The organism is Lysinibacillus sp. NPDC048646 (assembly GCF_050272295.1).
Lineage (GTDB): Bacteria > Bacillota > Bacilli > Bacillales_A > Planococcaceae > Lysinibacillus.
Genome location: NZ_JBNNLZ010000004.1, coordinates 36,668 through 48,895 on the forward strand (window position 1 = coordinate 36,668; position 12,228 = coordinate 48,895).

Consider the following 12,228-nt stretch of genomic DNA (forward strand, 5'->3'; position numbering starts at 1 on the left):
ACTTAAAATGCATAAGAAACTATCTTTAAATAATTTGTTTTTTGACTAAAAAATCTCTTAAAGTAAAATATTTTGTTAGATATAGCTTAAATATTCTGCTTAGTGTAAAATTATGTATGCGACAGATTATTCGATTTATGCCTGAAGAAATTGGTGGGGTGTACCAAAAAAACTGGGGGCAAATAATCTAGTTGAAGTAAATACGAGTGGGATGGAGGAATAGAAAATGGAAGAAAAGTTAGCGAAAAAACTTCGTAATGAACAGTTGCGCAGTAAAGTTGTAACAGCAGAAGAAGCAGCCTCTTGGATTAAGGATGGTATGGTACTTGGAATGAGTGGATTTACACGTGCTGGTGACGTAAAAGTGGTACCGCTTGCACTAGTAGAGAAAGCAAAAACAGAGAGCTTCAAGGTAGATGTATACACAGGTGCATCACTTGGACCAGAAGTTGACCAATACTTAGCAGAAGCTGGGGTTATTCGCAAGCGTGGTCCTTTCCAATCAGATTCTGGTATTCGTAATAAAATCAACAGCGGTGACATCACATATGTCGACGCACATTTGTCACATAATGCTGAATTAGTACGCCAAGGCATCATTGGTCCAATCGATTTTGCCATTATCGAAGCGGCTGCTATTACAGAAGACGGCTTACTAATTCCAACAACTTCAGTTGGTAACTCTCCAATTTTTGTGCAAGAAGCTGACCAAGTAATCATTGAGTTAAACGTAGCACAGCTTGATGCATTAGAAGGTATCCATGATATTTACGTACCAGGTCCACAAGGTAAACGTTCACCGATTGCTTTGCAAAATGCATCGGATCGCCTTGGTACCATTGGTATTCCACTAGATTTAGATAAAGTTAAAGGTATTGTTATTTCAGATATTTTAGATGCACCATCGACAATTGTCCCGGCCGATGAGGAAACAGATACTATGGCAAATCATCTATTGAATTTCCTTCGCGAAGAAATTAAAGTAGGTCGTTTAACAACGAGTTTACGCCCATTACAATCTGGAGTCGGTTCAGTAGCGAATGCTGTATTACTAGGATTCAAAGATTCAGAATTTGAAAACTTAGAAGTGTATTCAGAAGTACTACAGGATGCAGTATTTGACTTAATGGATGCAGGTAAAATAAGTTTTGCATCTGCTACTTCTATTACCCTATCCGCAGAAGTAGGAAACCGTGTATATGATAATTTTGAAAAATATGCAGACAAATTAGTATTACGTCCGCAGGAAATTTCAAATCAGCCTGAGATTATTCGTCGACTCGGGTTAATATCTGTTAATACAGCACTTGAATTAGATATTTATGGAAATGTAAACTCTACACATGTATCCGGTACAAAAATGATGAACGGTATTGGTGGTTCAGGTGATTTTGCACGTAATGCACGTTTGGGTATTTTTGTGACGAAATCGTACGCTAAAGGCGGTAAAATTTCAAGTATCGTGCCAATGGTGTCGCATGTTGACCATACGGAGCACGATGTTGATGTTATCGTAACAGAACAAGGTGTAGCAGATTTACGTGGTCTTGCACCAAAAGAGCGCGTTGGGCGCATTATTGATAACTGTGCTCACCCTGAATACCGTGAACAATTATGGGCGTACTTCAATGCAGCGATTGAAGCAACAGGCAGTCACCATACACCACATGATTTAGAAAAAGCATTATCTTGGCACGTGAACTTGGCAAAGAACGGCACGATGAAAGATCCATCATTTGCTAAATAAAAATATAGGCAAAAAGCCTTGAGGAAGACGAAATTGTCTCTCAAGGCTTTTCTTTTTGTTATAACAATCCAATCCATTTCCAATATGTTGCTGTGAATAAAAGGACTAGGAGGTACCCGATAATCGTTAAGGGAATACCCGATTTTAAGAAATCTTTAGTTGTAAAGGCTCCGGTACCATAGGCAAGCATGTTTTGGGGTGCGCTAATCGGTAATAAGAATCCGAAGCTAATGACAAACTGTTGGACTAATACGAAACCGACTTGATCAACATTTACTGTTAATGTTGAAGCTAATACAATGAACACCGGAATCAGTGCGGAAGCTAGGCTTGTAGCACTGGCAAAGCCCAGATGAATAAGGATATTGAAAAGGGTAACAATCGCGATTGTTGCTAGAATTGGCATAGAATCAAGACCTAGTGATCCGAAGACAGTATCTGATAACCACGTCGCACCTTCTGTATTTAGTAGTACTGTCCCCAACATAATCCCAACGGCAAAGACGATAATTGTCCCCCAAGGAATATGCGGCTCAACTTCTTTCCACGTATAAACACCGATCTTTGGCATTAATAGAATCGCTATCGCAACAATTGTGACAGTTGTCGTATCGAATGGGTGAAGTTTGTCCTCAGTTGCCCAGAAAAATAAAAGTACTATCGATGTTATGATTAAACGAATTTCAGGTGCTTTTAATGGACCCAAATCTGCAAGTTGCTTTTTAATTACATCTTTACCGCCCGCTATATTGCTTGTCTCAGGTTTAATTAAAGTAATCATGATGAAGAATAGAGCCACCGACATGATGATTGAGAATGGTGCGGCGTATAGTAACCAAGCTCCCCAAGAAATATCTACACCAAACTGTTCTTTGATAAAGTTTAAAGCAACCATATTTTGTGCAGCTGCTGTTTTAATACCGATATTCCAAATCGAAACTGCTTGGACAGATGTGATAACGAGTAAAGCAGCTAGACGACTATCACGTGGTAAGCCAAATGCGGCAACCATGCCAAGTAGAATTGGTACAACTGCACCAGCACGTGCTGTAGCAGAGGGTACGAAGAAAGCTAGTACTATGGATACTAAAATAGCACCGAAGACAATCGCTTTCGTTTTTGTGCCAACTAGCGATAAAATCCATAAAGCAAGCCGTTTATGTAAATTTGTGATTTGCATGGCTGCTGCTAAGAAAAGTGCTGCGGCTACTAGTGCAACCGCAGAGTTACTAAATCCACTTAATGCCATTTTTAGCGCGCCTGATGTACCTAAATCTGTTGTGGGATCCTCCATTGAGGGGGCCAGACCTAGCATAACTGTCACAAGTGCGATAATCATGGCAGAACTGACAGGATACGATACGGCCTCGGTTACCCAAAGGATGACAGCAAAAGCTAAAATCGCTAGAGCGCGTTGGCCAGCTACAGGTAGGTCTCCACTACTTGGTAAAAATGTAATAATAATTAGTGCCGCGAAAGCTAGGCCAATCCATAATGGTTTTAAATTGCGTTTAGGTGCTGTTTTCTCGAGAGAAGACATATTAATTCATCCTTTCTAACGATAAATATGACGATAGTTTCCTATAACATCGGTAAGTAAAATGTTTTTTTAAGAAAGTAATTTTGTCTATTTATTGTAAAAAGTAAAAGAATGTAAAAAAATCTCTGTTTACAGCAATATTAAGTTATAACGAGAGAATGGATGGTCACAAAAAATACAATAATATCCAAAATCATATTATTTCTTTTTCTTAAAAGCAGAAGTTACTTTAGGTTCGGTACCTTGGAGTAATCGTTTAATATTTTCAATATGTAAGACAAGTGCTATGCCAAAAAGTAGAAGTGCAATTATTGTTGGACCTATTCCTGGAATCCATAAGTAAGTAGCTGTACAAAATACTACATAAAATTCAAGGACACCGACGATTAAATAGTTAGTGGCAAATGATAAAATGACAAATAATATGAGTGCAACTAGTCCGATTTTCCAATCGACAGCAAGCAAAATTCCTATAATCGAAGCGGTTCCTTTACCTCCATTGAAGCCCATATGAAAGGGGAAATTATGCCCTAAAATTACACCAGCAGCAATTGTATACGTTAAGAGCCAAATTTGTACGTCCGTTAAATGCGAAGTATTAGCTAAATATAGATGTACACCAATAATGGCGGCAACGCCTTTACCAATATCAATTAGTGCCACTAATATACCGTATTTCCAACCGAGCGAAAGAGTTGCATTTGAGGCACCTGGATTGCCATGCCCAGCCTTTTTTAAATCTACCCCCGATAAAAATTGCGCTACTTTTGAGCCGTGAAAACAGCCAATTAGATAGCCAACGATAAGACAAATTATCAAGGCTTTTACCATAAAAATACTCCTCTCAATAAATATATTTTAAAGTATTGTATGCGTTCATATTACGTAAAGGAGCAGACAGAAGTTTCAGAAAAAATGAAATTTTAGTGTTGACAGAAAAAAAGTCTATGTTTATACTGTGTAACAACGATGGAAATTGAATCACATACTCTTATCAAGAGCGGCGGAGGGATAGGCCCTATGATGCCCGGCAACCAGCAAGTAACTTACTTGCTAAGGTGCTAATTCCTACAGATTCTTACTTGGATCTGGCAGATAAGGGGAGGAAAACTTGCAACCGCAACCCTCTTCTTAACTGAAGAGGGTTTTTGTTTTCTACAGAAAATCCTCCTCATCTCCGGTACCATCGTAAAAAAATAACCATTTTAGGAGGAACAATAATGACTAATTTTAGACCAGAGACATTACTATTACACGGAGGCCAAGAGCCCGATCCAGTCACAGGCTCTCGTACAGTGCCAGTATACCGTTCAACAGCTTTCGTATTTAAAGACACTGCTCATGCGCAACGTCTTTTCGCTCTAGAAGAAGCGGGCAATATTTATACACGTATTACCAACCCAACTGTAGACGTTTTTGAAAAACGCGTTGCTTTATTAGAAGGTGGGACAGCAGCAGTAGCACTTTCATCAGGTGCAGCGGCTATCGCATTTTCAATTTTAAATCTTGCGGGTGCAGGCGATGAAATCGTAGCAGCAAGTTCTTTATACGGAGGCACATATAACTTACTAGCAAATACATTACCAAACTACGGTATTAAAACTATTTTTGTAGATGAGACGAACCCAGAGAATTTCCGTTCAGCCATTAACGAAAAAACAAAAGCCATATTTGCTGAAGGTTACGGCAATCCAAGTTTAAAAGTACTAGATGTAGAAACAGTAGCTAACATCGCACATGAAAATGGCTTACCACTAATTATCGATAGTACATTTGCTTCTCCATATGGCTCTACTCCAATTGATTTTGGTGCAGATATTGTCGTTCACTCAGCAACAAAATGGATCGGCGGTCACGGAACGACTTTAGGTGGTGTTGTTGTAGATGCAGGGAAATTTGACTGGACACAAGGAAGATTCCCTGGCTTTACAGAGCCGGATGCTTCCTACCACGGTATACGTTACGGTATCGATACAGCAGCAGCAGCGTTTGCCACAAAACTGCGTGTGCAATTATTGCGGGATTTCGGACCAACTTTAAGTGCTGATGCAGCATTTAACTTATTACAAGGTTTAGAAACGCTTCATTTGCGTATCCCTAAACACAACGAAAATGCATTAGCTGTGGCTGAATATTTACGTAACCACCCATCTGTGGAATATGTAAATTACAATGGTTTAGAGGATTTCGCTACCCATGAGTTAGCCAAAAAATACTTGAAAAATGGCTTTGGTTCTGTGCTTACATTTGGCATTAAAGGTGGACGTGAAGCAGGTCGTAAACTAATTGACAGTGTGAAATTATTCTCACACGTAGCAAACGTAGGGGATGCTAAATCATTAATTATTCATCCAGCATCTACTACACACCAGCAGTTATCTGCTGAAGAATTAATACAGACTGGAGTAACCGAGTCGCTCGTTCGCTTATCTATTGGCTTAGAAGCAGTAGAAGACATCATCACCGATTTAGAACAAGCGATTGCACAAGTAACTGCAGCTCAACAAGAAGTAGAAGCGTAATCCTTAGTAAAAATAATCGTTCAGATAAAGATGCTTGCGTGTTGTAATGTTTACGTATTTTCTCATTTGAAAAGCCTCATTTGGCAATACGTGAAACGTTGCTACATGAAGTAAAAACCCCATTCGGTTGTTTGTCTGAATTTTTCAATAAATAATACCTAGTAATTTTATAAGCATTATTGACATACTTAAAGCCATGTTGTATACTAGGGATTAAGTTAAAGGTTCGAAGGCTACCAACCAAGAACGACAGTGAATTCATTTACAATAACATCTGATCTCATTCGATAGTTGTTCATTGTTAGAGCGTATAGGTCATAGGCTCTGCAAGAAACACACATCCTATTGATTTTAAAGGTAGTCGATGCAGTGATGGAAAATGAAAAAATAAAATTGTTTTCATAAGTGCTCCCCCACTTTTGAATATATAGCAAGATAAGAGAGTAGTCGCATAGCCAGCTGCTACTCTCATCCAAAAAAAATCGAAAAAGGAGTGTTTGAAATGGGAAATGTTTATAGTGCACATAACGTCGCGTCTTATTTTATTTACGAATTAAATGAAAGTCATGAGTTTGTGAACAATATCTCCATTCAAAGCTTACTGTCGATAGTTGAAAAAAAATGGCATCAAACTTTTGGGCATACTGCTTTTAAGGAAATTGTGAGTACTGAAGAGAAAAGCTATGCAGTGAAAGAGGTTTTTGAGACCTATCAAGCATATGGTACAAGTCATATTTCACTACCAGCAACAGAGTATTATTTGAAATATGGTACATTTCAATTAGTTGAACGTACATATTCTGTACCAAACTTTACACAAGAGGAAGAGATTCTTGTGCAAGTAGCTTTAGCTCATTACCGCTATCTATTATTAACAAAAGCAAGCTAAATCTCCCTTATATAATATCAGCTCATTCTCTACTGCTATAGGGAATGAGCTTTTTTGTTAATCACATTAAAACAGAAGTGAATTTGATTTAACTATAATTTGTGTAGATAGACAGGAAAAAGAAATTTTGTGAGATACTTTAATTTGTATACAGTCTCGTATGTAAAGAAAAATATTTTTGTTACTATCTTCAAAAGAACAATTCTATAATACGCCTTTACATACATATATATAATAGAAGAAAGACGTAATTTTTTTATAAAGGAATCGTCAATTTTTGTTCAAAAATTATAGAATAACCGAAAAAGCGTATAATAAAGGGAATGAAACCGATTTCTTTTGCACATCTAGAGAAAACAAATGTCCATCCTAGAAAGATTTTTCTTGTGCAAAGCATTTATTTACGTTACAATTTTCTATAAGTTGAATTTTGAATTATTTGAATTTGTGTGAGGCACAGATTTTTATCTTCATTAAAACCGCGGAAGTGTACGTTGGAGGGAATAACAGGAATGGCAACTATAAAGGCAGCGATCTTAGGATTTGGAACAGTAGGTCAAGGTATTTATCATATTTTAAACGAAAAGCGGGAAGAGCTTAAAAATAAATTAGGTATTGAGTTAGAAGTAGCGAAAATTTTAGTTACAGATACTAGCCGTGAACGCGTACCCGGTACTGCGCATTTGATGACAACAAGTATGGATGAAGTTTTAGCAGAGCCAGGTATGCAGGTTGTTTTTGAAGCAATCGTCAATGAAGAACCGGCTTTTGGCTATTTGAAGCGTGCTGTTGAACATAAATGTCATGTGATTACCGCTAATAAAGTGATGTTTGCAAAGCGTGGTTTAGCGCTACAGGAACTTGCTAAAGCAAATGGTGTCTTTGTTGGATTCGAGGCAACAACAGCTGGTGGTGTGCCTGTCATTAAAACGATGAAAAACATTTTACTTGTGAATGATGTAAGTCGTATCCAAGGCGTTTTAAATGGTACATGTAACTATATTTTAACGAAAATGCGTGCAGAGGGTTGGTCCTTCGACAATGCTCTAATAGAGGCACAAAAATTAGGCTATGCCGAAGCTGATCCATATAATGATGTCTCAGGTCAGGATGCCTTCAAAAAATTAATGATTTTAAGTGCATTAGCATTTGGCGAACAACCAGACTGGGCTGATGTTGAAGTAATTGGTATTGATAGTATTTCGGCTGAGCAAGTAAAAGATGCATGTGAAAAAGGCTTGCGTTATCGCCACGTGGCAGAGGTTGAAAAGCTTGCTGATGGTCGTGTAGTGGCAAAGGTTGGTCCACAACTAGTGGATAAAGAACACCCACTTTACCCAGTTGACGACGTGAATAATGCAGTAGCGTTGGACACAAATTACATTGGTACATTAACGCTTGTTGGACCAGGGGCAGGTATGTATCCAACTGCAAGTGTTATGGTTGAAGATTACGCAGAGATTATTGGCAAACGAGCAGGTTTTGTCGTAACGATATAAAAAAGTGCCAGGCACCCAAACAATTCTGAATTGTTTGGGTGCCTGGCACTTTTAGTCTTCATCTTTGATATCGATATCTTCAGGGATGGGTGTATTACGCCAAATTTCAATTTCCTCTTTAATGCGCTCTAATTGTTCAAAGTAAGTGCTAAATTGCCCGCTATTAATAAGTACTTGCGTGCCATCATAGACAGAACGGATACGTCCTTCGTAAACAAGACGTAGTACCTGATGTTCTAGCATACCAAGGTCAATAGCTGTTTCTTCAATTGTTTTGTACATATTGCTCGCTCCTTTTGTTGTTATTATTATAACTTTTCTTTAACGGAAAGCCTAATAACGAACGAAAGAGAAGAGGGAAAATAGTAATTGTCTATTTTTGGATAAATCTGTATAGTTAATGATTAGGATGGTATAGATTGGAGGAGCCAAATGATACTATATCCGTTTTTTGTACTGCTAGCGTTTGTGCTGGAATAACCTTTGCATTTTACGCAAATTTTAGTAAAAAGCTAATGGCACAGGAAGAGGCATTGCCAGCAGTGGCAATGACATTTTCGATTTGCGCATTATTGTTAGCACCGTTTTCGATGAACGGCGGTTACAGCTGGTTATTGGAAGTACATAACTTATGGACAATGCTCTTTATGGGGGTCATGTGTACAAGCGTAGCCTATTTATTATTTTTAAGTGGTCTTCAGAAGATGAGTTCTTCTTCGGCCGTAACATTATCACTAGCGGAGCCTTTAACTGCAGCGATGCTTGGCGTATTCCTTATTGGCGAATACTTAAGTGTGACGTCCTGATTCGGGGTAGCGATGCTGCTTGGTGGTATTGTTGTCCTAACAATTGGGGGAAGAAAAGTGTAATTCTGTTATATAGATGAGCAAAAGCTTAAGAATTTCTTCATTTTTATGCTAGCTGGTTTTTAAGATTTGAAAGGTACACTATTATTTGAGAGCGAGGTGTATATCATGACGAAGTTAACAGTTCTTGTAACAGATGACGATCAAGATATTCGTGATGGTATTGAAATTTACTTAAAAAATGAAGGCTACAATGTAATGAAGGCTGCAGATGGTGTAGAGGCAATAGAGAAGCTTCAGAACAATGAAGTCCATTTAATTATTTTAGATATTATGATGCCGAATATGGATGGCATTACGGCAACTTTTAAAATCCGTGCAGAGCGCAATATTCCAATTATTATGCTGAGTGCGAAGGCGGAGGACGGCGATAAAATTCATGGCTTATCCGTTGGGGCCGATGATTATGTCACGAAGCCATTCCATCCATTAGAGCTTTTGGCACGTGTGAAATCACAGCTACGACGTTATGTACAACTTGGGACGTACAATGATGGAACAGCAAAGGTCGAAATTGACGGGCTTGTACTAGATGAGGATGCCAAAGAAGTTATTTTGGAAGGTGAACCCGTTCGACTAACGCCAATTGAATATAAAATTACAGAACTACTAATGAAAAATGCAGGGCGTGTTTTTTCGATTCGAGAGATTTATGAGCGTGTTTGGAATGAAGAAGCTTACAATGCTGAAAATATTGTAGCTGTACACATCCGTAAAATACGTGAAAAAATTGAGGCAGATCCGAAGAATCCGCGCTATTTAAAGGTGGTATGGGGCGTTGGCTATAAAATGGAGAAATAAAATAGAACATTATCTAACAATAGCAGGTTTTGTGGCTGGGGTTATCGGCCTTATCTATTTTGGCGTTTATGCCTATCAGATGGTAAATACCCGTTCGTCTGAAATGCTACAATTGCTGGAAAGAATTTTTTAGAGGGGAGTCATTTTAATGATAAAAAACTGGAAATCTCTTCTCACACTTGTTTGTTTAATTTGGTTTATTTTTGGGGTCTTTACATTTTCCCAGATAGGCTATCAGTATATAGGGAAGTCATATTTTCAATCTGAAAATTTTCAGCATGAGCTTGATAATTTTCAATCCGAGTTGGGACCGTTGGTATTGAATAGACCAAATGCTGATGAATTAAAGAGCAAGATAGAAGTCACAGCGAATGAAATTGAAGAACATCGTAATTACTATGGTTCACTAAGTGACCAGGTAGCAAGTATTAAAGCGCAATATGAGGATCGCATTCAAGAAGCGGCTGATGTCAACGCGACTGAATTGCAGACCAAGCTTGAAAACGAGCGGGATGAAAAAATTAAAGACATTACTACTAATTTTCAAGATGATGAATATGTTCGTAAGAAAATTAAAGCTGAAAAGGAAGCGCTTGTTGATCAATATATAAAATCTGCGCAAGAGGAAGCTAAAAATTTCGCTAAAAACTATAATTATTGGTCTTATGAATTAACAAATACTGAAACCGGAAAAACGTTTCGCTCAGGTAATATTTCTGATAGTAGTGCATACAAAGTAAAGTATGAACAACAACACCCATTAAGTACTTGGAATATAAGTGATAATTTGAACCATATTTTTTATAGAACGGAAGTCTATTTAGATTCAGATCCATTCAGGGAATCCACCGATTACACAGGTACTATGACAATTTCTAAGGCAGCAGCACAGTCAGCGGAAGTAATGGAGGGTTATGACCGTTTTACACGTAATCAATATATGTTTTTTATCATTTGGATCACAAGTATCATAGCGGCAATCTTTACATGGAAAGGACGTAAAGAAGTGCTTGGAGCGGTGCAAGGCTTTAAAGAGAAAAATAAAATTGCAAAGCTACGCATTGATATACAAGTCGCTATATTATTTATTACTGGCTGTACGTATTGGTTTACATCGCATAGTGCCTTCGAATCAATTGAATATGCTTACCAATCCAATTATGTACATTTTTTAATTGATTTTCTATTAACATTTTTAGTTTTAATCATTATCGGTATTGCATTTTTCGTACAACTTATTTGGCTGTATGATCGAGTAAATACGGCAGAAAAACTAGGGGATAATCTGAAAAACAGTTATTTGTGGGGATTAGGAGATTCGTTAACTGATCTATTTTTAAATCGTTCCATCGCATTACATTCCATTGTCATGGTCGCAGCTGCCTTTTTTGGTGGCGGTAGTTTTGTTGCTAGTGTTACGGTAAGTGGCGGGTTCCCGGTATTCGTATTTGGGGTGTGCGCTATTGTAGGTGTACCGGCAATGGTTGTTTTTCTATCCAGAATGGGTTATTTAAACCGTATTATGAAGGACACGAAGGACATGGCGGATGGACGTCTGAACCGAGATGTAAAGATAAAGGGAAAATCACCACTTGCCAAGCATGCTGAAAATCTTAATCACTTGCGTGAAGGTGTTCGTACGTCAATGCATGAGCAGGCAAAAAGTGAGCGTCTGAAAACAGAGCTCATTACGAATGTTAGCCATGATTTACGTACGCCGTTAACATCCATTATTACTTATACAGATTTACTGAAAAAATCAGATATTACAGACGAAGAGCGCAAGCAGTATATTCATATTCTAGATAAAAAATCCGAGCGTTTAAAAGTACTGATTGAGGATCTCTTTGAAGTATCAAAAATGGCGAGTGGAAATATTGAGCTTCATCGAAGTCGTGTTGATTTAACACAGCTTGTGCAGCAGGCAGTAGGTGAGCATGAGGAGGACTTAGCACAAGGACATTTAGATTTACGAATGGCGATGCCACACGAACCGCTTTATGCCTATGTTGATGGTCAAAAATGGTGGAGACTCATCGATAATTTAATCGTCAATGTATTAAAATATGCATTAGAAGGTACGCGTGTCTATGTTACGTTAAAACGTACAGCAAATGGTGAGGCAGAATTCACAGTAAAGAACGTCGCAAAATATGAAATCAGTGAAAATGCCGATGAATTGTTTGAGCGTTTTAAACGTGCAGATGCTTCTCGTCATACTGAGGGCTCAGGGCTAGGCTTAGCGATTGCACAATCAATCGTGGATTTACATGGAGCACGAATGAGCATTGATGTTGATGGAGATTTATTTAAAGTGATTGTTCGTATACCAGGAGTGTAAAAGGGACAGCGGCAGAAATCGCC

The 12,228-nt window shown here is 38.2% G+C and carries 11 protein-coding genes and 1 riboswitch; of the genes, 8 read left to right on the forward strand and 3 right to left on the reverse strand.

Going from position 1 to position 12,228, the window contains the following annotated elements; genetic code table 11:
• Positions 1 to 226 precede the first annotated feature (226 nt).
• Complete coding sequence (locus ACQKII_RS06730; protein WP_427457551.1) at positions 227 to 1,747, forward strand: succinate CoA transferase; 1,521 nt, start codon at positions 227 to 229, stop codon at positions 1,745 to 1,747.
• Between the two features lie 58 nt (positions 1,748 to 1,805).
• Here ACQKII_RS06730 and ACQKII_RS06735 read toward each other — a convergent pair whose 3' ends face one another.
• Positions 1,806 to 3,287 (reverse strand): DASS family sodium-coupled anion symporter, encoded by a 1,482-nt coding sequence (locus tag ACQKII_RS06735; protein ID WP_427457553.1) that lies wholly within the window; start codon positions 3,285 to 3,287, stop codon positions 1,806 to 1,808.
• A gap of 198 nt (positions 3,288 to 3,485) precedes the next feature.
• Positions 3,486 to 4,118: a glycerol-3-phosphate acyltransferase gene (locus tag ACQKII_RS06740; protein ID WP_427457555.1), complete on the reverse strand. Its 633-nt coding sequence runs from the start codon at positions 4,116 to 4,118 to the stop codon at positions 3,486 to 3,488.
• Between the two features lie 157 nt (positions 4,119 to 4,275).
• Positions 4,276 to 4,389: riboswitch (SAM riboswitch) on the forward strand.
• Positions 4,390 to 4,507: 118 nt separating this feature from the next.
• Between ACQKII_RS06740 and ACQKII_RS06745 the strand changes: the two genes are divergently transcribed.
• The 3 genes from ACQKII_RS06745 to ACQKII_RS06755 all read left to right on the forward strand — a co-directional run bounded on the left by ACQKII_RS06745 (position 4,508) and on the right by ACQKII_RS06755 (position 8,197).
• Positions 4,508 to 5,809, forward strand: a complete 1,302-nt coding sequence (locus ACQKII_RS06745) for an O-acetylhomoserine aminocarboxypropyltransferase/cysteine synthase family protein (protein WP_427457557.1) — start codon at positions 4,508 to 4,510, stop codon at positions 5,807 to 5,809.
• Between the two features lie 502 nt (positions 5,810 to 6,311).
• Positions 6,312 to 6,698, forward strand: a complete 387-nt coding sequence (locus tag ACQKII_RS06750; protein WP_427457559.1) for a hypothetical protein — start codon at positions 6,312 to 6,314, stop codon at positions 6,696 to 6,698.
• 512 nt (positions 6,699 to 7,210) lie between these two features.
• Positions 7,211 to 8,197 carry a homoserine dehydrogenase gene (locus ACQKII_RS06755; RefSeq protein WP_427457561.1) on the forward strand — a complete coding sequence of 329 codons (987 nt, stop codon included), beginning with the start codon at positions 7,211 to 7,213 and terminating at the stop codon, positions 8,195 to 8,197.
• 51 nt (positions 8,198 to 8,248) lie between these two features.
• Here ACQKII_RS06755 and ACQKII_RS06760 read toward each other — a convergent pair whose 3' ends face one another.
• Positions 8,249 to 8,479, reverse strand: coding sequence for a DNA-binding protein (locus ACQKII_RS06760; RefSeq protein ID WP_427457563.1), 231 nt, complete (start codon positions 8,477 to 8,479; stop codon positions 8,249 to 8,251).
• Between the two features lie 137 nt (positions 8,480 to 8,616).
• On the opposite strand from ACQKII_RS06760, the gene ACQKII_RS06765 reads away from it, so the two are divergent.
• From ACQKII_RS06765 to ACQKII_RS06780, 4 genes are all read left to right on the forward strand, one after another.
• A complete protein-coding gene (locus tag ACQKII_RS06765; RefSeq protein WP_427457565.1) occupies positions 8,617 to 9,003 on the forward strand; it encodes an EamA family transporter in 387 nt (128 codons plus the stop codon).
• Positions 9,004 to 9,171: 168 nt separating this feature from the next.
• Positions 9,172 to 9,864, forward strand: coding sequence for a response regulator transcription factor (locus tag ACQKII_RS06770; RefSeq protein ID WP_427457567.1), 693 nt, complete (start codon positions 9,172 to 9,174; stop codon positions 9,862 to 9,864).
• Entirely contained in the window at positions 9,842 to 9,997 is a 156-nt protein-coding gene (locus ACQKII_RS06775; RefSeq protein WP_427457569.1) for a hypothetical protein, read from the forward strand. Before ACQKII_RS06770 ends, ACQKII_RS06775 begins: the two co-directional genes overlap by 23 nt.
• Positions 9,998 to 10,012: 15 nt before the next feature.
• A complete protein-coding gene (locus tag ACQKII_RS06780) occupies positions 10,013 to 12,205 on the forward strand; it encodes a histidine kinase dimerization/phospho-acceptor domain-containing protein (protein WP_427457571.1) in 2,193 nt (730 codons plus the stop codon).
• Positions 12,206 to 12,228: the final 23 nt, after the last annotated feature.

What these genes read in the sequence shown, in the direction of transcription:
- ACQKII_RS06730 (WP_427457551.1), top strand. Translation starts at nt 227, where the DNA reads ATGGAAGAAAAGTTAGCGAAAAAACTTCGTAATGAACAGTTGCGCAGT.
- ACQKII_RS06735 (WP_427457553.1), bottom strand. Translation starts at nt 3,287, where the DNA reads ATGTCTTCTCTCGAGAAAACAGCACCTAAACGCAATTTAAAACCATTA.
- ACQKII_RS06740 (WP_427457555.1), bottom strand. Translation starts at nt 4,118, where the DNA reads ATGGTAAAAGCCTTGATAATTTGTCTTATCGTTGGCTATCTAATTGGC.
- ACQKII_RS06745 (WP_427457557.1), top strand. Translation starts at nt 4,508, where the DNA reads ATGACTAATTTTAGACCAGAGACATTACTATTACACGGAGGCCAAGAG.
- ACQKII_RS06750 (WP_427457559.1), top strand. Translation starts at nt 6,312, where the DNA reads ATGGGAAATGTTTATAGTGCACATAACGTCGCGTCTTATTTTATTTAC.
- ACQKII_RS06755 (WP_427457561.1), top strand. Translation starts at nt 7,211, where the DNA reads ATGGCAACTATAAAGGCAGCGATCTTAGGATTTGGAACAGTAGGTCAA.
- ACQKII_RS06760 (WP_427457563.1), bottom strand. Translation starts at nt 8,479, where the DNA reads ATGTACAAAACAATTGAAGAAACAGCTATTGACCTTGGTATGCTAGAA.
- ACQKII_RS06770 (WP_427457567.1), top strand. Translation starts at nt 9,172, where the DNA reads ATGACGAAGTTAACAGTTCTTGTAACAGATGACGATCAAGATATTCGT.
- ACQKII_RS06780 (WP_427457571.1), top strand. Translation starts at nt 10,013, where the DNA reads ATGATAAAAAACTGGAAATCTCTTCTCACACTTGTTTGTTTAATTTGG.